The organism is Lacrimispora sp. (assembly GCF_036758025.1).
Taxonomy (GTDB): domain Bacteria; phylum Bacillota; class Clostridia; order Lachnospirales; family Lachnospiraceae; genus Lacrimispora.
Map to the genome: position 1 here is coordinate 75,340 of NZ_DAIOXM010000004.1, position 21,739 is coordinate 97,078.

A 21,739-nucleotide genomic window follows, 5' to 3' on the forward strand; every position below is an offset into this window, starting at 1 on the left:
CTAATTAAATGAACACCTGTCCGCCATTGATCTGGATTACCTCTCCTGTAATAAAGGAGGCTTTTTCAGAAACAAGGAATCCGATAACGGAAGCTACCTCTGACGGTTCTCCAAGGCGTTTCATGAGAATTCCTTCCTTCCAGGAGTCCAGAATCTCACGTTTTGTGGCAGAGTGGAATGCTGTGTCAATGGTGCCCGGTGATACGGCATTGACGCGGATTCCATAATCTGCAAGGTCTTTTGCCAGCGCACGTGTAAGCCCTTCAATGGCTGCCTTGCTTGCCGCATAGATTCCTGCGCCCGGTCCGCCGCCGGAGGTAACAGCAATGGTGCTGTAGTTAATGATGGATGGATTTTTTCCCTTTTTTAACAGAGGAATAGCCGCGCGGCTTGCAAAAAATGCGCTGTCAAAGTTGAGAGCCATCACCCTTCTCATAAAAGAGGTTTCCATCTCTTCAAAACGCTGTCTTCCTCCAAGTCCTCCCACGTTGTTCACCAGCACATCGATGGAATCATATGTCTGGGCAATCTTTTCAAAGCAGAGGTTGACATCTTCTTCTTTCATGGAATCCGCATAAATGAACTGGCTCTTTATCCCATGGTTCTCCAATGTTTCCAGTGCTGTTTTTGCATCCTCCTGGCTGATTCCGGTAATAATAATTTCGTAACCGGCCTTTCCCAGCTCTATTGCTGCACTTAAGCCAATTCCGCTTGTTCCTCCTGTGATTACTGCTCTCATGTTTAATCTCCTTTTCTCAGCTTTCTTTATTGTTTTGTCTCCAGCATTATTTTCAAATGATAATGGGGAGAAGTTTCTGCGCTCCTGAGTAAAATCGTATTTCTCCTTTGATTGACCGGATTGTCCATGGTCTTTAGCAGGTATAGCTGGTGGTTCTCTGCAAGGTCAATCCATATGCTCCATGCTGCATCTTCTGCCCTGACATGGAGCACGGCCTGATTCTCTTTTGTTTTCACCCGTTTGGTTTCAAGGATATGCTGAAAGCCGTTTTCCTTAAATCCCAGGTCCCCATCCTCCAGCTCCAGGTCATGTTCCAGGTGAAGATCGGATTCCAGATGGAAAACATAGTCAAACACTCCATCCTTTTCGCTTTCCACCCGGAAATCATCAAGGAAGGAATCCTCCGTGATCTCTATTGTCCTGGTATAGTGAATCCCTTCATAGACATCCCTGGCTGTGGCAGTGACCTTATTTTCATCATAATACAGGCATTCCCCGGGACTTACAGAGGTAATGTCCTTTCCGTTCCAGCAGACAGTATTATGGGACAGGGTTTTTCTGTGCCATTCATTGCAAAGGCGGGCCCGGTATCCTGCATTGGATAAATCTCTGGATATTCTGTGATCCCCGCACATCAGCTCCACATTCATAATGTCCGGATGGGCATGGGATTTGCCGTTTAACCCATATTTCATGAACCCATTCCATGTATTATTTCTTAAAATCACATAGTTGGATTTGGGGAAGTTATGTGACTTCTGTTTTACCGGGGTGTATTTCCCGTAATCAAAATCAATGTTAAACAAAAGCTGCTCCAAACAAACCCTGTTGTTGCAGTAATACGGCTCTGACAAGGGCAAAGCCGTGCGAACCGAATCCGATGCTTCAATATTTTTCAAAAGGTTGGCCACTGGGCTGTCCTCTCCCATAGCCCTGGCAACCGTATGGTAGATATAGCTGAAAGTTCGCAGATTTAAATTAGGCCAGCCATCGTTGGGATTGGGGAGAAAATGATTGTCAAATGCATAGTTGTATGCCTGTACAAACATATTCTGTAAAATCTCAGTTCCTGTTTTGCCAAAGTCATAATCGTAAATCCTGCTGAACAAAAACAGGTACGCAACGCCTTCCAGCAAAAAGAAATTATAATGGATAGAGCCCTCATACCAGAAATAATCCTTTGTTACACCTGTTTCCAGCTGTTTTCTGATATTATACTCACTGCTGAATGCAAAATCGATCATCTCCTGATCCTGGAATGCCAGTCCCATGACACCGATGGCAGACAGGTTCCAGCAGCTTATATTATGGATTCTGGTGGCCTGAGGGGCCAGCAGAGAATACATTTCCCGGAACATATTGTGATACATCAAATCAAGAAATTCCTGGCTCAGTTCATCTCTTAAAATCTCAATGGCCTGGACAAAGCGTATGGCAACAATGGATTCATTAAGGCCTTGAGGCATCATCCTTCCGCAGCCCCAGGGCATGGTATCATAGGAATCTCCGGTCAGGTTTTCTTTGTTATGTAAGGGAAACTCCTTATAATGTCTGGCGTAAAACTCCATCACTGACACGGAATAATCAAAATACTTCTTTTCCTTTGTAGCTTTATAAATAAATGCAGATACCAGGGCCATAATCACCGCTTTATTCCGGTAAAAATAAACCCACACCCCATCCAGAACCTCATCCTCAAATACTTTTCCGCACACCTCACACAGGTGCTTATGAGGGGAATTTAAATCAAAAATCAGCCTTCCTCCGTCATCATCACAGAAGTAATAATGCCCCCACCTGCTTAACCGGTCCGGGGAATCTGAAAAAAAGGGAAGAAATTCGTCTACTTCCTTTTTCATTTCCTGTACCAGTTCCCGGTTTTCGGCCTCCTCATTGATCAGCCGGTAAAAGCTATCATTTACATACTTCATTTTCTTTCCTCACTTTTTTCCTCAACATGATGGAATCCGATATATCTTTCTCTCCCCATTTTCACCGGGGGCTTCTATGGTGATCTCAGACATTTCATCACCAAAAGTCAGCCGGTATTCCTTTTCTCTGCACCTGATAAAAAGCTCATTTCCTTCATATGAAATTTCCGTATGGACTTCATCAAAGGTAAAGCATTCAACGAACATCTGCTTTTTAACCGGAGAAGCTGATTGAAATGCCAGAGTATTAATAGAAACCTTGCAGACTTTGTCCGGCTCCTGGGTTGTCATCACGCTGACTACTTCCTGGGTATACTGGTCTGAGCAGATTTCGTGATCTGAAAATACCGTATATGTCATGTCTCCTGTTTCCATGGGATATTTATATTGGTGACCGCTCTGCTTTCTGGCGGGCATATCCGTATTGGAAATAATGCGGTAGATATGCTCTTTTTCAGATACACACACGTCCACAAACAGGAAAAAGGATAACTGATCCGTAAATAACAGGCGGCTCACTTCCTTCATGGCAAGCTCTTCCGGGTATATCCCTGAGGTGTCCCCTTTATAAATGACCATGGAACCGCCCAGCTCAAGGTGAACCACTTCTCCCTTGTATGTTTCCTCTATGGGATATAAAGGGTCTTTCTCCAGCCTCTTTTGAGCACTGCTCACATAGATGTCATTTTCATCGGCTGCATCGGTGTATTGGCCATCCACCAGAATAACATTGTGGTTATCGGGCATGATATTGCGGTTATATCCGTCTTCACAGGTTAAATATTCACTTCCCCTTGCAAATATATAGGAAAGGTTATCGGGATGATGGTGGGAAAGGGAAAGACATTCCACACCCTCCTTACGGTATAAATCCCAGCCATTGACCCATTGCTTTCTGCCTCCGGGGCAGCCGCATTTTATGGTCAGCACCTTACTGCTTCTGCTCCAGTCCTCCCTCATATACAAAAGGCCCAAATCTTCAAAAAATCTCACTTTAGGAAGATGGGAAAGCTGTTTTTCCAAAACCTCAGGGTCATACCATAAAAATTCAAATGCCGCTTCCGGCAAAATGCCCGGCTTGATTTTGCTTTCTCGGGCTTCGGCTTCCAGAAATTCATCAAGAACCAGATTTCCAAAGGTCTGGGCAAACCCATCCTGATATTCAGCAGCCGTTTTATAGTAGACACAGGGAACATGTCCGCTGTGGCGGTCATGGCTGTCTCCAAAATTCATCTGCTGCTCAAGATCGCCGCAGGATTGATACAGACGGTAATAAAAGGTATTCTTCAAATAACCGCTGGTCTGAAAATAATCGATTCCTTCCTGAACCTTAAGGAGATGGGCATATACAAACAGCCACATGCCTCCGTATCTCCAATACGGAACACCCTCATAATTGGAACCGTCATCAGCCAGCAGCGAAAACACTCTGGAAAAGTTCTTTTTCGCTTCTGACCTATACCGGTCCGCCCTTTCCTCGTCTTCTGAAAGGGCATATCCGGCTGCTGCCAGACCGGTCATATTGATCCAGTTGTGGTTCTGGTAGTAATTGGTGGACCAGCCATGTCCATATGTATCCAGCTTGTACTGATACATGATATCCCCATGATGTTTGATCTTAGCCGAAATCCGTTCTTTTTCTTCTTCGTTTAAATATGGTTTCAGCCAGTCGTATCCCAGGGACAGCCCGAATAATATCCAGGAAGCAGATAAATCCACATTTACCAGATGGGCGTTTCCCCATTTTTCATAAGACAGTACCGCTTCCATGAACCGTTTTGCCTCGGATAAATATTTCTCCTCTTCACTGAGGCGGTAGGCCAGGGCAAGGTTCATGATTGCAATTCCCATATAAGTGGTGCTCTCTTTGGGATGCTGTGCAGGCAGTTGAAAGGACGCATACCGGTCAGACTGCTCAAGAAGCCTTTGATACTGCTTTTTCCTAGCTCCATTAATCTGTTCCTTATAAGGCTTTAAATCACCGATAAATACCAGACTGCTCATCCTGCTTTATTCTCCCTTTCTCCTTCATTTGTGCCGCTTTATCCGCCAATTTTGTCAGCAGATGATAATAGATAATGTAAATTGCAGCAAAGCCAATGGGCTCTCCCGGGATGATAATGGTTCCTTTGGGAAGATGGAGCAGATTCTCCAGCAGCAGATTTACACATTGGTAAGTCATATAGACAAAAAATACAAGAACCATATTTTTCAGAATTTCAGTCAGCTTGAACACGGCATTCTGCCATCCGCTCCGTTCAAAATAAGACTGGTTGTAAATTCTTCCATTCCTTACGATATCAAACATCCGGTAGGCCACTGGGTTGTAAAGAAACAAGGTTGCAAGCCCCAGACCCAGGCCCAGGAAAAAAATCAGGTCTAACGGGTCGGCAAAGCCTCCTGCCTGTGTGCCGAATCCAATAAAGAAGTAGCACATACCTGCAATCCACCACCGGAATATTCCAGCCTTGACATTGTCCGAAATTTTCTTTTTTCCATACTTCTTTTCTCTGTTCAACATACTTCCATCACCTGTTCTTTATTAAGCCGGCAATCATCAAAATACCGGAAACTACATAAGCCAAAATGATCCCAATACTGAAAGTCACCGCATTCCTTACCACATTCACATCAAGGGAACGCTGCACGGAAATTGCATTCCGGTAAATAGCAACCAGGTATAATCCCAATCCCGCCGCTATAAAGCATATGAGGGCTGTAAAAATCCGTTCTGCCTTCTCATTTTTCTTAATGCGGGTTGACTCAAACAGAGCAACCAGCCCCATGAGGACGAATAAAAACATCACAAAACCACACATCTCATGTTCCAGGAGAAGCAATGCCTTTACATGAATATTGGTAAAAATCAGATGTGCGATTGAAACAATCGCGATGACCGCTTTCCCTATACCGGTTAACTGTTTATTCATCGTTTTCGCCCGCCTTTGCATACAGCACTAACTCTGTTGTTTCCTTATCAAAAAAGTAGAGGTGTTCCATTTCAAAACGAATATTGACCTGATTATCAAACCGGTCTTCTATACTCTCAATCTGGCATGCCAGAACTGTTTCCCCAATTCTTACATATAAAATATAATAATTTCCCAAGAACTCTTTATTTTCCAGCTCACCTGTAATGGTATTTTCCTCTGCTCCATCAGAAACGGAAAACTGCTCCGGCCTGATCCCCAATATGAGCCTTTTACCGGAATATGCTTTTAAAGAATCCGCGGCCTTTTCCGGCAGAGAAAGGGAATGGGAACCAAACACAAACCGGTTTCCCTCAACCGTTCCTTCCATGAAATTCATCTGAGGCGCTCCGATAAAACCGGCCACAAATAAATTACAGGGTTTATAATAAATCTCATTGGGAGTGCCCACCTGCTGGATAATCCCATCTTTTAAAACTACCATACGGTCTGCCATTGTCATGGCTTCCGTCTGGTCATGAGTGACATAAATGGTTGTTACCTTCAATTCTCTCTGAAGCCTGACGATCTCAGCTCTTGTGCTGGTCCTCAGCTTTGCATCCAGGTTTGACAGAGGCTCATCCATGAGAAATACCTTGGGTTTTCTCACCACTGACCTGGCAAGGGCCACCCTCTGCTTCTGTCCTCCGGATAATTGCCCCGGCAAACGGTTCAGAAGGCTTTCCAAACCTAAAATTCCGGAGGCTTCCTTCACCTTATCATATATAACCGTATCCCTTTCATGTCTGACACGCAGGCTCATTCCCACATTGTCATAGACAGACATGTTGCCATATAAGGCATAATCCTGGAACACCACTGCGATATCCCGTTCTACGGGAGGGCATTTATTGATTACCTTATCCTCCAGGATCAATTCCCCTTCGGATATCTGCTCCAATCCTGCAATCATGCGGAGAACCGTTGATTTTCCGCAGCCTGAGGGGCCTACAAAAACAATAAATTCTCCGTCCTCAACCTCCAGGTTAAAGTGATCGACTGCGCGGAATCCATTTGCATATACTTTACTTATATTTTTAAACAGGAGTTTCCCCATACCTTTCACCTCATCCTAGCCGGCATTTAACTGATTTAACTGTTCCAGCAGCCGCTGTCTTCTGTCTGTATTCTTTAAGCTGATTAAACCGGCTGCCAGTAATATGATTCCTCCCACAATGTTTGCGGCTCCGATCCCGGCCTGCCTGCCATAGGGCTTTAATATGAGAGGCACCAGTACGGACATGCGGACCAGCATATAAATACCCAGAAAAACAGCGATGACAGCCCAGTTTCTATGATAAACACTGACCTTCATGGCGCAGGTAAAGAGGGCAAATAAAATCATAATGTTGACCATTACCGTAATTCCCATCAGGTAGCTGACTGGCATTACATCAAGAATCATGATCACGTAAACCAGCTCAGCCAATATGGAGCATAGAATCATGGAATACGGCAGCACATTCTTTTTATAAAGTGATACGTATGCCTTTTTTTCCTTTTCAAGTGATCGGCTATCCATTCCTTGTGCCTCCCTTTTTCTGATTATTCAGGAATTTAACATGGCTTCGGCAAATGACAAAGCCATAATAAAGGCTGCAGATTATGTTGGCGATATAGATTCCCGTACCTACCCGGAAGGTGGTGAAATGAGGCTCATAATCGCCTGCACTTTCCAGCCTTAAATATTGGAAATCCAGTCCGGCGTAATAGTTCTCTATGGCCTGGAGATTAAACAGGGCATAGGCACAGCATAAACAGCAGGCAATCAGCGACAGCTCCATGATGATCAATGCAAATTTATCGGGTATCTTTCTGAATGTCTCCAGCAGAAAGGAAAGCAAAAGAACGAGAACCCCAAATACTGCAAATGCAAAGATCTGTTTGTTAAATACCTGGAGGATGGAATCATGGAAAAAGGAAATCTGGGCATTCTGCTTTAATTTAAGTCCGAATAAGTCTTTATACTCTGTCATAAAGCAAAGAGCATATAGGAACACAGCTACTGCGATTCCGGCATGTAGCCATGCTGCCAATCTTTGAGTTTTTAAGCACTTCTGCATCATCCGCTCCCACCTCTTTATAGGGGAGGAGAATTTCCCCTCCCCCGACTTTACTGCTATTTATCCGCTGTCATTACATCATAAGCTGCCTGATATGTTTCTTCATAAATGCCAAGGCCCCGCTCATTGAATTTTGCTGCATATTCTTCATAGCTTCCTGCTACTTCTGCCCCCTGAGGCGCATTGCCCTTTGCCTGATAGCGGACAATGTTAAACATGTACTCTACAATATCATCCGTATCCAGGGAGGTTGTATCTGATATGGTTTCCTTCTGCCTGGAAGTCAGGGAGAACACCGGAGGCACCATCTTATAGTAATTGGGGTTATCCCCTGTGATTCCTTTTCCTGCATAAGTTGCAAAGTTGGTTGTTGAATTTTGCAGAAGAGCCCAGCCTTCAAATCCCCGTTCAGAGGTATACTGATATTCAAAACCGATTTCCTTCTGGTATCCGATGGGAATGAGGCAGCCCATCCAGTCTCTTAAGAAGGTAGATAAATCTCCTTTTGCCACGTTATTTGAGGTTTCATATACCCATGGGGTAAACAGCGGATACTGAATTCCATCCGGTCCTTCATATGTTTTGCCAGACTCCAGATTGATGGGTAATCCGTAATTCTGCAGTACGCTTCCTTCCTTTGTAAAGAAGTAATCCATAACCGCACAAGCTCTCTGAATCTCCGCTTCTGTGGAGCCTGCTACAGAAATCGCCCAGCCGTCAGGCTTGATGGCTCTTCCGTTATCCAGATAATACTGCCATGCGCCATTTACGTTGGCAACCGGAGGCAGAATCACAACGGTATCAGGATTTAAGGAATCAGCGGTGGAAGAAGCAATCCAGTCGTAAGTCATAAATCCAAAGGAAGGTGCTTCTCCAGTGTCAGTTCCCCATAAGGTAGAACGATAATTGGTCTTTTCAGTCAGGTCATAGGCGTCGGAATAGATCAGTCCCTCCGCTTCCATCATGGATAAATACTGTAAAACATTGTAAACGCCTTCCTCAGAATAGGTGTACTGTACATCGCCATTTTCATCAATATACCATCTGGCTCCATAGGAATCTGCTCCATGGACCTTTACACCGTCAAAGTATGTAGACAGCCGGAGTAAATCCTCACGGTAGTTGGACTGTCTGACAAAGAGAGGCCATACGGCGGAGGCCTTTCCTTCTGTCAGCAGAGCTGGATTGGCCTTAATACAGCGCATCAGGGCAATCATCTCATCAATGTCGTAGGCAGCGGCCTCTCCAAGGAATAATTGAGATGGATTCTCATAATCATAATTGTCTGCAATATACTGGATCAGCGCCTTTGTCAGGGTTTCTCCATTTTTTACTTCCAGTGCATTCTGGATTTCAATGATGCTCTGGTCTGTTTTCTTTACAATGTCAATTCCGATCTTAGGAGTAACGGTTCCACCGTTTTCTCCGGTTCTGCGGTTTCCTTCCACATAAAAGCCGTTGTAGTGCACATCATAGGAACTCTGATCATAAGCAGCACCTTCTGCATCCAATAGTCCAGTCACCCAGGATTCCCGGATAACAAAGGTTCTTGCGATCTGATTCAGCTCGGCAATATAAGGCACATGGTAAATGTTTCCGTCGTAAGCCGTAACAGCAGATTTAACATCCGGGTTTTTTGACAGATAGTCTTTGAAATTCGGCATATAGCCTGCTTCCATTCTCTCGGTCAGGTTCACAAACTTACCTTCTGTTCCGTAAAACATGAGACGCTCTGCAATTGACTCGCCTCCGAAAATATTGGCTCCTGAAAAGTTGGAAGTAGATTCCGTCTGGATCATATCATTTGCTTTCACATCCTGTATGGTCACATCAGAAAACTTGCTGTTTAATTCCTTTTCCACATAGGACCACATTGGTTTGAGCATACCGGCGGTAACCACCGTACCGTCCGGCAGGGTCAATGGAGACTCCTGATTATAAGTCATGGTTCTTGATTTGTTTCCGGTTGCAATATTGAACTTTAACGGAACCACTTCTGATAAATCGGTCTTATCACCTGCTGCCTCTTCTGTCTGCTGCACTATTTCTGCGGTTTCTGCGGTTTCCTTGGTTGCTGCCTGATCCACGATGGAAGAACCGCATCCGGATAACAACGATGCCAGCATCGCGGCACACAGAATACCCCCTGCTACTTTGTTTCTCATAAAAAATCCTCCTTCTGCCTTATGGCGAATAAATACATTTATCCTTTTACACCGCCTACATTCACACCTTTTGCAAAGTATTTCTGAATATACGGGTAAATAACTAACACAGGTATGATCGAACATATGATAATGGCATAAGCCAGACTGTCTGCAGAATAGGTTAAGTTAACCGGAGATTCATCATATAGTTTCTGATAATTTTCAATTAACTGCCTTAAATACACCTGCAGAGGCTGCTCATAGGGATTTGCCAGCAGCATCTTTGACCAGTAATAGCCGTTCCATCTGGAAATGGCATAAAATAAAGTTACGGTTGCAATGCTGGCCGTGGACATGGGTATGTAGACCTTCCCCAGCATCTGAAATTCATTGGCTCCGTCCACAATGGCCGCTTCTTCGATTTCCTTGGGAATGCTGCTGAAATAATTTCTGAGAAGGATGATGTTATAAGCCTGAATTCCGAATGCAACAATCATTCCCCACCGGTTATCTACATGCATGGTCTTATAATTTAAATACAACGGGATCATACCGGCACTGAACCACATGGTAAATACCAGTAAAAAGTTCCACTGCCTTCTGAACATCAGCTTTGTCTTCTGCAGCGCATAGGCGCCTGTAATGGAAATAGCCATGCTCCAGGCGGTTCCAAGTACGGTATAAAACAGGGTATTGGTATAAGCAATCCAAAAGCCCTTGTTATGAAGCACCATGTCGTAAGCCTGGAAGGTCACTTCTTTGGGCAAAAGAACAATCTGGCCGCTTTCATATGCCACCTTTCCGCTGATTGATACGCTGAACGCATATAAAACCGGATACAGGGTGAGCAATGCAAAGATGATCACCATTGTATAGGAGAATACTTTAAATATCTTTTCACTTCTGTTTAATCGCTCCATCAATTCCACCCTTCCATGACTACCACAATGATGTTTCAGATATACTTCTGCTGATGGTATTGGCTCCGATGACCAGCGCAAAGGCAATCAGCGAATTGAACAAGCTGACCGCAGCCCCGATTCCGTAATTACCTGCCAGAATACCGATTCTCTGTTCAAAGGTGGAGAGCACATCTGCCGTCACATAAATATTGGCATTGTATAAGAGCAGAACCCTTTCATAGCCAATGGTCAGCATGCTTCCGATTCTCATAATAATCATGATAATCAGAGTCGGTGCCATGCCGGGAAATGTGATAAAACGGATTTCCTGGAACTTATTTCCTCCATCTACCTTTAACGCCTCATACAGGGAAGGTGAAATTCCCATAATGGCCGCAAAATAAACGATGGAATTATATCCGCTTTCCTTCCATATCCCTGCCATAATATAGAGAGGCCTGAAATAATTGGACTTCTGCATCATGGACATCCCCGGTTCAATGAGCCCCAGATGCTGAAACAAGGAAGCAATGATTCCGCTTGAGCGGACACCGCTGTATACCAGCATAAGGGCAATTCCCGTAATAGTAACCTCTGAAAGGAAATGAGGAAGATATGTAGCCGTCTGGGTCAATTTTCTGACCGTATCATTTCCGATTTCTGCAAACAGCAGAGCCAGTATAATGGGTACAGGGAAACCGAATATAAGGCTGTAGGCACTGATGATAAAGGTATTTCTGAATGCCTGCCAGAACTCAACCTTGTTGACCCCTGAAACCAGATTGATAAAATTGTCGATCCCCTTAAACTCACTGCCCCAGACACCAAACTGAGGATCAAACCTCTTAAATGCAATCAGCAGTCCTCCCATGGGCTTATATGCCCACAACGCGAACCAGACCACCAGGGGAAGCAGGAGCACATACAAGCGCCAATCCTTTTTCACTGCTTTCCATATCTTTTTTGCCTGAGGTTCCCGCATTTTAATTTCTTCCGTTTCCATTGCCTTCTCCTTCCGTCTCAGTAAAATAATATCTCATATCGCAAATAAGTCCGTTCCGCATTTGCAGCACACAGCACACAATGATGTTGATGATCAGGGTAAAAAATGTTGCTCCAAAATAATCCACAGCTCCTGTTATTTCCCCTGTCAGCAAAAATATGGCGATTCCCTTTCCTGCAGACAGGCTGCAATGGGAAAGAAAGATATAAAGCAGTAAAAAAACGTGTCCCCCGGCAATGATATCCCTGTTCCGGTCCCCATAAGCCAGCATGGGAATTCCTATCAGCGCATTTGACAGGACATAAAATAAAATCCCGGACCAAAGGGACATATCAGAAAACAGGATACCCGGTATTCCTCCGATCATGGATACCACAATACCGGACCAGCCCCAGCGGATCATGGCGATCAGGCAGAGAACCGTGGAAAAGCTGAAGTGAAAACCGCTGTTCCAAAATCCCAGCATCCCGTAACTCATAACTTCTGAAACAGCGGCAAGTACGGAAAAAAACAGCAGATCCAAATGCCGGAAGGAAAAAATTTCTTTTTCTCTGTTCATAATTAAGAACTCCGTTCATGATATTGTTTAATAAGAGAGATCTCTATTTAAAGAGATCTTAAAACTCAAAAAGTTCATATATAAGAACCAGGTTTTCAATATGAGCATATTATACATTTCATTTCATTTTTTGTCAACATAAATGTGCACTTTATATTATTAATTCACATATTTGCATCATCAGCCAACCAGACAAAGGAAAAATGCGAGAATACCTTTTTAAGATTTTTCTCGCATAGCAGCATGTCTGGTGATCTATATAAAGAAGGAAGCTGTTACGGATGGGGATTGTATCCCAGATTTTTTGATATATGCATGGCTACTTCTTTCAGTTCTTTGGCAACCTGCTCATTATCAATGGCTTCATTGTAAATATCTGATAAGGAGACAGCCGCTATCACTCTTCCCGTATAGTCAAAAACAGGGGCTCCGCAGCAGCTTGTTATATTCTCCAATTCCCTCTGGTCCAGAGAATATCCACGTTCCTTGGTTTTTCTCAATTCTTCCAGCAGTATTTCCTTGGAAGTAATGGTGTAATCAGTTAAGGGCTTAAAGTCAATCTTATCTAAAACTGCGCTCTGCTCTTCCTTTGGTAAAAATGCCAGAATTGCCTTTCCAAGGGAGGTTGCATGAGCATCCTTTCTGGTTCCGATGGCACAGGAAGCCAGTCTGGCGTTCTGGGCCACGTATTTATGTACGTATACGATTTTTGTCCCATTTAAAACTGCCACAAAGGCGGTTTTGTTATACTTTTCAGCTATTGGCTGCAGATTCACAGTACATTCCTGTATCAGGCTCATTTCATCTACATATTTCATGCCCAAAGAGAAAGTCTCGATTCCCAGGCAATACTTTTTATCATTGTCCCGAAGTGTTGTAATGTAGTTCAGTTCCAGCAAGGACTGAACAATGACAAAAACGCTGCTCTTGGCCATCCCCATTTCATTTGTGATCTCCTGCAGGGTGATTCCCCTTTTCCTGCTGGCGATCAGCTGCAAAATCATAAATGTGCGCTCCACGGTTCGATTCATCTCATACCTCCAAAAGTTTATATATACGAATCAAATTCATAATTACATTGATTGTATTCTGTTTTTGTCATAGTGTCAATAATGTAAATCAATGTTACGGCCTTACTTATTATCATTTTCTGTCAAAACCTCGCAAAACCGGTTGAAAAATGCATCCGTGTCCGGTATAATTTTTAGCAACAGACACTGATTACAATAGGAAAAGCGGGTCTCCGGAATCCGTTTTTCTGCATTTCTCATAAAAAACCGGAAAGGAAACCTATGGAACACCACTGCAGCTGCTGCAACCGATTATGCACCTCCAAAATCCCCCTTTTTCAGCCTCTTTCCATTGAGGAACAGAAAGCATTGATATCCAGAGCCCTTCATCTGGATTACAGAAAAGGGGATGTCATTTTGCATGAAAACGACCCTGCGGAGAAAATTATGATCATCCGGTATGGAAAAATCAAAATTAATCACTATTCTCTGGAAGGAAAGGAGTATGTTCTGGACATACTGACAGAAGGGGACATCTATGGAGAGCAGAATATATTTGGAGGAAAGGACTTGGAGTCAAATGCCATTGCCCTGGAAGAAAGCGGAGTATGCCTCATCTCCCTGGCCGATATTCAGGACCTGATTTTGAAAAAGCCGGAAATCGGGATTAAAATGCTGAAGGTAGTAGGAGAAAAACTTTCCCTGTCCAATGAACTGACCCAGTTGTTATCCGTCAACGATGCAAAGGCCAGAATCGCCGGCTTTCTCTTATTCCGCAGCAACCGGATCAAGGGGGAAACCATTGAGCTGACCAGGGATGACATTGCCGCCTATATCAACATCAGAAGGGAAACCATCAGCCGGAAGCTGGGAGAACTCCGGGCAGACGGGGCCATTGAGCTGAAGGGAAACAAGGTGATTCTCATTCGGAATAAGGATGTATTAAGAACTATATTTGAAAATGGAAGCTGAAATTTTTCAAAAAAACTACAAATAATGATTTAGATCACATTTTTTCTTCTCTGATCCAGGTATACTGGCCTTACAAACAGAACAGATGGTTCTGGAATATATCAGGGGTTTGAGGAGGATAAATTATGATTACAAATAAAATGAGAATTACCGATGTAGTAAAGGCTTATCCAAAAGCAGTGGAAATTTTCAATGACTTTCATATCGATTACTGCTGCGGAGGGAAAGATTTTTTAGAAGATGCCATACAGGAGCTTGGAATTGACTCCAAGAGCTTTATTGATCTGCTTAATAAGAAACTTGTTAAAACAGCCGGTGAGATGGATAACGGACACGTTCTTCCCATGGAACGGCTGGAAAAGATGAATGTCCCTGAGCTGATCGATTATATTATAGACACCCATCACATAAAAGAGAGAAATCTTCTGGCGGAATGTGATGAGCTGATGAACCGGGTCCTTCTGGCCCATTACGAACACCATCAGGAACAGGTGGTTCCCCTTCACGGACTTTTTTCAGACTTGAGAAAAGAGCTTCAGGAGCATTTTGCAAAAGAAGAAAAGCTGGTCTTCCCTTATATGAAGGAAAGCTATTTAAGCAAGGGAAACAGCGGATATGTGAAGGAGCTGGAGGATGAGCATGATGCAGCCGGAAACCTGATTAAGGAAATCACAGTCTGCACCAATGATTTTACTCCGCCGAAAGACGGATGTCCCACTTATCACCTGCTTTTTCAAAAGCTTCACGAACTGGTAAAGGATATATACATTCATATATTTACAGAAAATTCACTATTATTTCAAAAATACGAGGAGGAATAGAAAGATGAAGAAACTTGTTAAAAATAATGTTTACTGGGTTGGATTTATGGATTGGGAGCTGGAATCCTTCCATGGAGCAGATTATTCCATCAACAACGGTTCCAGCCAGAATGCTTACTTAATAAAGGAAGAAAAGACCGTCCTTATTGACACAGTATGGAAACCTCACTCCACCCAATTCATTGACAATCTGGAAAAAGAGATTGATTTAAAGGAAATCGACTTCATCGTTGCAAACCACGGAGAGGTGGATCACAGCGGTTCTCTTCCTGCATTGATGGAGAAAATACCGGGCACTCCCATCTACTGTACGGCAAACGGAGTGAAATCCCTGACAGGACAGTACCACCATCCGGAATGGAATTATCAGGTGGTGAAAACAGGAGATTCCATAGATATCGGAAACGGCAAAAAGCTGGTCTTTGTTGAAATGAGAATGCTTCACTGGCCTGACAGCATGGCAACTTATCTGACAGGGGATAATATCTTATTTTCCAATGATGCCTTTGGACAGCATTTCGCCGTAGAAGAATTGTTCAATGACAAAGCCGACCAGTGCAAGCTTTGGGCAGAAGCTCTTAAGTATTATGCCAATATCCTGGCTCCTTTCTCTCCTCTTGTAAAGAAGAAAATCGAAGAAATACAGGCGCTGAATCTGCCAATCGATATCATTGCCACCAGCCACGGCTCTATCTGGAGAGAAAATCCATTGCGGATCGTGGAAAAGTATTACGAGTGGTCCCAGAATTATCAGGAGGATCAGATTACTGTGGTCTATGATACCATGTGGGATGGGACAAAGCAGCTCGCCCATAAAATCAGCTCTGAAATCTCACGGATTTCACCGGAAACCAGAGTGAAGATTTTCAACATTTCCAAGACAAATAAGAACGATATTATGACAGAGGTCTTTAAGTCAAAAGCCATTGCCCTTGGATCCCCTACCGTAGGTGGCAACATCCTTTCATCTGTGGGAGGCTGGCTGGATTTCCTGAAGGAGTTGAAGCTTAAAGGAAAGAAAGCGGCTGTGTTCGGCTGCTACGGCTGGAGCGGCGAAGGCACCAAGGTTCTTCGTGAGAAACTGACAGAAGCTGGATTTTCAGTGGCAGAGACAGAAGCCAAATGCATGTGGAATCCGGAAGAAGAAGACTTTAACAATGCAGCAGAGGTTGCCAAAGCCCTTTGCCAATAAAAAAATGAAGGAGAAGTAATTGGCTGCTTGCCAATTACTTCTCCTTCTTACAAAACATAAACCCGGAAATTAGTGATGTGAGCGGGGACACCAAAACAAGGCCGATACACCCCACGAATGTATGCAGGATTTCCGCCGCTATGGGCTTTGAATTGAGAATGTTCATCAGCGGCGTTCCCTGGGCCATATACACCATCATAACCGTGATATAGCCCCCCATATACGCAAACAGCAGCGTTGTGGTCTGGCTGCCGACTACGGATTTTCCAATTGTCAGTCCTGATTTTACCAGTCCGGCCCGGGAGATATCCGGGCTGTTTTTTACGATTTCCTCTAAGGCCGAGGAAATATCGATGGCCAGATCCAGGATTGCTCCGGTACTGGCAAGGTAAATACCTGCCTGAAAGATAGAGGTCAGTTCCAGATTCATGAAACCTGCATATAACAGAGATTCGGCTCCCTCCATAACGGCTCCGTGAATCTGAAAACTCCCTCCAAAAGCTACTGCAAGAAGGCAGGTAGCCAGGGAACAGGTCATGGCGCTGATAATGGCAGCATACGCTTTTTTTGTAAAGCCGGCCACCAGAAGAAGGGTTAAAACGGTCAGCACATTGCCTACTGCTAAGGCAGCCAGTAGCGGAGGATAGCCCCGAAGCAGGGCTGGGATAAGAATTTTCCAGATACTCAGCAGGGCAAATCCAAAGGAAAGCAGAGTGCGTACACCGGTATAGCCGGAAAACAGAATCATCACAAGAGCAAAGCAGCAGACTAAGAGAATCTCCTTATCCACACGATAATGATCGATCAGATTTGCAAAATTAATTTCCCCAGCTTCATCAAATCCAATCAATGCCCAGGCCGTGTCTCCCTTTTGAAATAACTTATCCACCGTCAGACTGCCGGTGAGCATATTATTAGCCTGTACCCGTTCCCCCTTACGGGGACCGGTTTCTATCTCAATGACAGCACTTTGATCACCTGTTTTTAAAATTCCCGAGCTATGTATGCCCATATTGTTGACAGAGATCACTTTGGCCCGTACTCCCTCAGTAAAAAGATATTCCTGCTTCTGAAATCCTGTCGGCAGGAGGATCAGAATTGCCGTAAGGATCAAAAGTACTGTGATAAAAATGACTTCTCTGCGGTTGATGTGATGTAATAGCTTGTTCAAGACATCCTCCTCTTATAAACCGCAAAACAGGGCTGAAAACTTTTTCACCCCTGTTTTGGCGTTGTTATGTTTGATTGAATACTGCAATGCCGGTTCAGAACGTTTATTTCAGTCCGGTAATTGCCGCCAGCTTGTCATATACCTCTGTGTTTTCATATGCACCATTGAACAGCTGTGCGCCTGTTCCTGCAGCATAGACCGGCACCGGAACGCCCGTATGGAAATAAGAGGTCCAGCCAATGCCTGCTTTATTATTGAGAATATGGGTCAGGGTGACGGAAAGGGGATTGTATCCGCCATAAAGCAGATCAGACTCCTCGCTGTCAGTGGGCTCTGCGGCTATGGTTTCTTCAAAGGCTTTTTCCAGTCTCTCCGTTTCCCAGTCTGACAATTCCAGTGTCATGTAGCTGGGCTCTCCCGATCGGCTGATATCTCCCTCAGGAGTCTCATTGACAAGGCCAAAATTCTCCGTAATTACCGGCATGATATCGGAAAAGGCTAAACCGGGGTTCTCAGCAATCATCTCATTGACCAGATCATCGAAAGCCACATAGGATATCTTCTGGTTCTCCAGCAGGTGAAATGCAGTGTCGTAATTGGTGGTCGCCTGACCAATGGTCATTCCGCCTGTCTCATGGTCGCCGGTTACAATGATCAGCGTCTCTTCCGGATGCTCCTTTGCAAAATCAATGGCTACCTGAACGGCTTCCTCCAGGGCCAGTACATCACCAATATTGGCTTTGGCATCATTGGCATGGCCGGCCCAGTCAATTTTTCCTGATTCCGCCATCATGAAGAAGCCCTTTTCATTATCCAGCACGTCGATGCCCTTTCTCACAAAATCAGCTAAAACCAGATCACCATCTTTACTGTCAATGGCATAGGGCATGGCACCGCTGTCCTGCACCTCAGGTGTCACTGCATAGACCTTCCCGGAACCGTTGTCCAGAGCCAGAATGTCTTTCTTGGTCTGAGCAATCTGATAACCCTTTTCTTTCAGGATCTCATAGGCATCCTTTTGATCCTTCTCCTTACCGGTAGGCTGGCTGATTGTTCCGCCGCCAAAATAATCGAAGCCGGAATCTGCCATTTGCATTGCGATTCCATAATAATCGTTTCTGGAAGGCACATGGGCATAATAGGCCGCCGGAGTGGCATGATTAATGGTTACGGTGGAGATAATGCCGATCTTCATGCCTTTTTCAGCTTTCAGTCTTTCTGCAATGGTCTGGGGAATCTGGCTGCCGTCAACATTTTCCGGCTTATTGCCAGTTTTATCTCCCACCGGTTTTAAACCAATGGTACCGCTCCATGTCTTAAAGCCTGATGAAAGAGAGGTGGCTGTGGAAGCGGAGTCCGGGGCAAAGGAAGTGGCATCCTGGGTAGTCTGATATCCCACTGCCTCAAATCCCTGGAAGTTCATTTTATCCAAGGCCATTTGATTATGCTTATTGGTTCCCCCGTAGATTTGGGCGGAATTCACTTGTACGGCTGACATGCCGTCACCAATAAACATAAAGATGTATTTAGGTTCTTTTACTTCCTGCTCTTCTGCGGCTTCTGGCTGGGTTGACTGTACCTGCGTCTGGGTTGTCTGCGGCTGCGCCTGGGCCTGTGTAGTCCCACTGGCTGAACATGCCCCAAGAGTCGATGTTACCAATGCTGTGCTAAATAAAAGTACGGTTGCTTTCTTTGCTGATTTCAATTTTTTTAACATCGGTGTCCCTCCATTTTTTGTTAATTCCAATTTTCATTATACAGATTCAATGTAAAGTTGAAACCAAGGCACTATAAATTTTGTGTAAAGACCTGCCGCAAATTTGACAGAAGCTTCCCTTAATCAAAAAAAACCTCCAGCCTGCAGGAGTACAGCTCCTGTTGACTGGAGATTTTTAATCACACCCTGATGCTTCGCACAGAAGGGGTAATCATCATAGCAGAGGCAAGCCCTATGGACAAAATGCCGCAGATAAAAAAGCAGTAATTGACTCCTATTAATTCCGAAACGGTTCCTCCCAGCAAAAGTCCTAAAGGGGCGGCAAACAGGCTTACACTGTAGGCCAGGGAAAGGACTCTGCCTAAATATTCTCCCGGCACACTGCTTTGAAAGATGGCAGTCCGAAGCCCGTAGAAAAAGGGAAGGGTAAATCCCATAATGCCCGACAGAATAACAAACAGTTTTAAACCGCTGGGAGGCAGCAAGCCGGACAGCATGACTCCCACTCCGTAAATACCGATGGAAGCGGTGATTGCGTAGACCTTGTTCACCTTATTTCCCACGATTCCAAGGATGAGGGCCCCCACCAGGGTTCCGCCGGAAAAGATGATTTCCACCACGCTGGACTCTGCTACGGTTCCTCCAAAGTAAGTCATGGTAATCAGAGGATACAGGGAACCAATGGGGAAGTAAATAAATGCATACATGGTGCTGATGACCATAATCGCCATCAATCCCTTCTGCCTGCGAAGGACTTTAAACCCCTCCTTTGTATCCTGCCAGATGTGCAGGGACTTTCCCTCTTCCTCCCCTCCATGGCCCGGTATAGGAAGAATCCATACAATAGAAATGGCAATCAGCGCTCCTACCACATCTAAAAATATGATGGAGCTTAAATTCCACAGGCCAAACAGCACAGCGGCTATGGCAGGGCTGAGGATGAGAGATACGGATTCAAAGCCCTGGGTAATGCCTGCACAGCGGGCCAGCTGCTCCTTGGGAACAATGGAGGGAACCACTGCATTAAAGGAAGGGGTATGAAACGCCGCACCCATGGAACGGACACACAGCATGACAAAGATCAGCCACACCGGAATCTCTCCCAAAAAAGCCACAAGTCCAAGGGATAAAGCCGCCAGGGCAATGATGAGATCGGAGAACATAATGATCTTTTTCCTGTTGAACCGGTCAATGAAGGTTCCTGTAAAGAGCCCTAATACAGCCCTGGGCAGGTACCCGGCCAGGGTAGACATGGTTACAATGGCAGGTGAGCCTGTTTTTTGAGTTAAATACCATACGATTGATATCTGGAGGATTGAGCTGGTCAGCATGGATACTGCCTGCCCAATCCCCAGAAATATAAATTTTGCTTTCCAGTTTTCCATGGGTCCTCCGTGAAAAATCCGGGCTGCCTGCATTTCGTTGTTTTATTGTCCGCAGGCAGTTTTAAACTCAGTCCAGACCTTGGCATGAAGATCCTGGGCTTCTGAACTGATGTTCTGGATCATTTCCGTATCACCGCTGAAGTCAGCAGGAAGGGTGAGGAAATCCCGGTATTCCTCAGCAATGAGTCCGTCGGCAGCCTTGTTGGTGCTGTAATATCCCAGCCACTCAAAGCATTTAGCCGCATTTTCAGGCTTGAGCACGTATTCCAGAAAACTGTAGGCTGCATCCGGATTGGGAGCCTGGGAGGGGATAAAGGAAGGCATGATTCCAAGGCCGATTCCCTCTGTCGGAAATACCACTTCCAGCTCAGGATTTGCCATCTTGGCCTGGGTCACCTGAGAGGTGTACATGATGGCTGCATTGATTTCTCCGGAAATCAGGTCATCTTGAAGGTTATCATCTTTGATCAGACGGATGTTTGGCGCCAGCTCCAGAAGCTTATCTCCTGCTGCCTGGATTTTATCCATATCCTCTGTATTATAGCTTTCACCCAGAACCTTAAGGGCCATGCCGTTGATAACCCGGTAATTTGCTACAATTCCTAAGCTGTCCTTTAAAGAAGAATCCCATAAATCGGCATATCCGGTTATAGGAAGATCAACTGCCGCCGGGTTGTATACAATGGTCTGCACACCGGCACCGTAAGGCACAGTATATTCATCACTGGGATCAAAGAACTGTCCCTGGAAAACGGGGTTCACATTGCCGATGCTGGGGAGTTTGCTCTTATCCAGCTTCTGAGCCAGCCCCTCGGCAATGACCGTTTCCACAATATAGTCATCGGTGATCACAAGGTCGTATTCACCGCCCTTTGCTGCCTGAAGCTTGGTGAGCATGGTTTCACCGAAGTCGTAATTGGAATAATTGATTTTGATTCCTGTCTCTTTTTCAAATCCGTCTAACACCTCCTGGGGAAACATTCCCTCCCAGGTATAGAGGTTCAGCTGTCCTGCCTCTTTCTTTGACTGGTCAGAACTCTGGCCGGAGCCATTGGAGGCGCCGCAGCCTGCAAGAAGGCTGACAAGCAGCAAAGAGGAAGCAATTTTTATCATAGATTTTTTCATAGTAGCATTCTCCTTTTTTCTATATTTCATTTC

Annotated in this window: 20 protein-coding genes; 3 read left to right on the top strand and 17 right to left on the bottom strand. The window is 44.8% G+C overall.

Annotation, left to right across the window (positions count from 1 at the left end; translation table 11 throughout):
* Positions 1-4: 4 nt before the first annotated feature.
* From V7M78_RS05440 to V7M78_RS05500, 13 genes are all read right to left on the bottom strand, one after another.
* Entirely contained in the window at positions 5-739 is a 735-nt protein-coding gene (locus V7M78_RS05440) for an SDR family NAD(P)-dependent oxidoreductase (RefSeq protein ID WP_333647219.1), read from the bottom strand.
* A gap of 26 nt (positions 740-765) precedes the next feature.
* Positions 766-2,670, bottom strand: coding sequence for a heparinase II/III domain-containing protein (locus tag V7M78_RS05445; RefSeq protein WP_333647221.1), 1,905 nt, complete (start codon positions 2,668-2,670; stop codon positions 766-768).
* A gap of 21 nt (positions 2,671-2,691) precedes the next feature.
* A complete protein-coding gene (locus tag V7M78_RS05450; RefSeq protein WP_333647224.1) occupies positions 2,692-4,674 on the bottom strand; it encodes a DUF4962 domain-containing protein in 1,983 nt (660 codons plus the stop codon).
* Positions 4,649-5,191, bottom strand: coding sequence for a hypothetical protein (locus V7M78_RS05455; RefSeq protein WP_333647226.1), 543 nt, complete (start codon positions 5,189-5,191; stop codon positions 4,649-4,651). Before V7M78_RS05455 ends, V7M78_RS05450 begins: the two co-directional genes overlap by 26 nt.
* A 7-nt stretch (positions 5,192-5,198) precedes the next feature.
* Positions 5,199-5,600: a hypothetical protein gene (locus V7M78_RS05460; RefSeq protein WP_333647228.1), complete on the bottom strand. Its 402-nt coding sequence runs from the start codon at positions 5,598-5,600 to the stop codon at positions 5,199-5,201.
* On the bottom strand, positions 5,593-6,696 hold the full coding sequence (locus V7M78_RS05465; RefSeq protein ID WP_333647230.1) for an ABC transporter ATP-binding protein: 1,104 nt from the start codon (positions 6,694-6,696) through the stop codon (positions 5,593-5,595). Before V7M78_RS05465 ends, V7M78_RS05460 begins: the two co-directional genes overlap by 8 nt.
* A 15-nt stretch (positions 6,697-6,711) precedes the next feature.
* On the bottom strand, positions 6,712-7,161 hold the full coding sequence (locus tag V7M78_RS05470; protein WP_333647232.1) for a hypothetical protein: 450 nt from the start codon (positions 7,159-7,161) through the stop codon (positions 6,712-6,714).
* A complete protein-coding gene (locus tag V7M78_RS05475; RefSeq protein ID WP_333647234.1) occupies positions 7,154-7,705 on the bottom strand; it encodes a hypothetical protein in 552 nt (183 codons plus the stop codon). The genes V7M78_RS05470 and V7M78_RS05475 overlap by 8 nt, the downstream gene beginning before the upstream one ends.
* A 53-nt stretch (positions 7,706-7,758) precedes the next feature.
* Complete coding sequence (locus tag V7M78_RS05480; protein ID WP_333647236.1) at positions 7,759-9,867, bottom strand: hypothetical protein; 2,109 nt, start codon at positions 9,865-9,867, stop codon at positions 7,759-7,761.
* A gap of 38 nt (positions 9,868-9,905) precedes the next feature.
* On the bottom strand, positions 9,906-10,769 hold the full coding sequence (locus V7M78_RS05485; RefSeq protein WP_333647238.1) for a carbohydrate ABC transporter permease: 864 nt from the start codon (positions 10,767-10,769) through the stop codon (positions 9,906-9,908).
* A 19-nt stretch (positions 10,770-10,788) separates the two neighbouring features.
* Positions 10,789-11,754: an ABC transporter permease gene (locus V7M78_RS05490; protein ID WP_333647240.1), complete on the bottom strand. Its 966-nt coding sequence runs from the start codon at positions 11,752-11,754 to the stop codon at positions 10,789-10,791.
* The gene (locus V7M78_RS05495; RefSeq protein ID WP_333647242.1) at positions 11,735-12,313 is read right to left on the bottom strand and encodes a hypothetical protein; all 579 of its coding nucleotides are present in this window, start codon (positions 12,311-12,313) and stop codon (positions 11,735-11,737) included. The genes V7M78_RS05490 and V7M78_RS05495 overlap by 20 nt, the downstream gene beginning before the upstream one ends.
* Positions 12,314-12,588: 275 nt before the next feature.
* Positions 12,589-13,344, bottom strand: coding sequence for an IclR family transcriptional regulator (locus tag V7M78_RS05500; protein ID WP_333647244.1), 756 nt, complete (start codon positions 13,342-13,344; stop codon positions 12,589-12,591).
* 261 nt (positions 13,345-13,605) lie between these two features.
* On the opposite strand from V7M78_RS05500, the gene V7M78_RS05505 reads away from it, so the two are divergent.
* The 3 genes from V7M78_RS05505 (at position 13,606) to V7M78_RS05515 (ending at position 16,308) form a co-directional block, all read left to right on the top strand.
* Complete coding sequence (locus V7M78_RS05505) at positions 13,606-14,295, top strand: Crp/Fnr family transcriptional regulator (protein ID WP_333647246.1); 690 nt, start codon at positions 13,606-13,608, stop codon at positions 14,293-14,295.
* A gap of 125 nt (positions 14,296-14,420) precedes the next feature.
* Complete coding sequence (locus tag V7M78_RS05510) at positions 14,421-15,116, top strand: DUF542 domain-containing protein (protein ID WP_333647248.1); 696 nt, start codon at positions 14,421-14,423, stop codon at positions 15,114-15,116.
* 4 nt (positions 15,117-15,120) lie between these two features.
* Positions 15,121-16,308, top strand: a complete 1,188-nt coding sequence (locus V7M78_RS05515; RefSeq protein WP_333647250.1) for an MBL fold metallo-hydrolase — start codon at positions 15,121-15,123, stop codon at positions 16,306-16,308.
* A 34-nt stretch (positions 16,309-16,342) separates the two neighbouring features.
* Here V7M78_RS05515 and V7M78_RS05520 read toward each other — a convergent pair whose 3' ends face one another.
* The 4 genes from V7M78_RS05520 to V7M78_RS05535 form a co-directional block, all read right to left on the bottom strand.
* Positions 16,343-17,479, bottom strand: a complete 1,137-nt coding sequence (locus V7M78_RS05520) for a YibE/F family protein (protein WP_333647252.1) — start codon at positions 17,477-17,479, stop codon at positions 16,343-16,345.
* A 103-nt stretch (positions 17,480-17,582) separates the two neighbouring features.
* Positions 17,583-19,196 carry an alkaline phosphatase gene (locus tag V7M78_RS05525; RefSeq protein ID WP_333647253.1) on the bottom strand — a complete coding sequence of 538 codons (1,614 nt, stop codon included), beginning with the start codon at positions 19,194-19,196 and terminating at the stop codon, positions 17,583-17,585.
* Between the two features lie 179 nt (positions 19,197-19,375).
* The gene (locus V7M78_RS05530; RefSeq protein WP_333647255.1) at positions 19,376-20,581 is read right to left on the bottom strand and encodes an MFS transporter; all 1,206 of its coding nucleotides are present in this window, start codon (positions 20,579-20,581) and stop codon (positions 19,376-19,378) included.
* Positions 20,582-20,623: 42 nt separating this feature from the next.
* The gene (locus V7M78_RS05535) at positions 20,624-21,706 is read right to left on the bottom strand and encodes a polyamine ABC transporter substrate-binding protein (RefSeq protein ID WP_333647257.1); all 1,083 of its coding nucleotides are present in this window, start codon (positions 21,704-21,706) and stop codon (positions 20,624-20,626) included.
* Between the last annotated feature and the right edge of the window lie 33 nt (positions 21,707-21,739).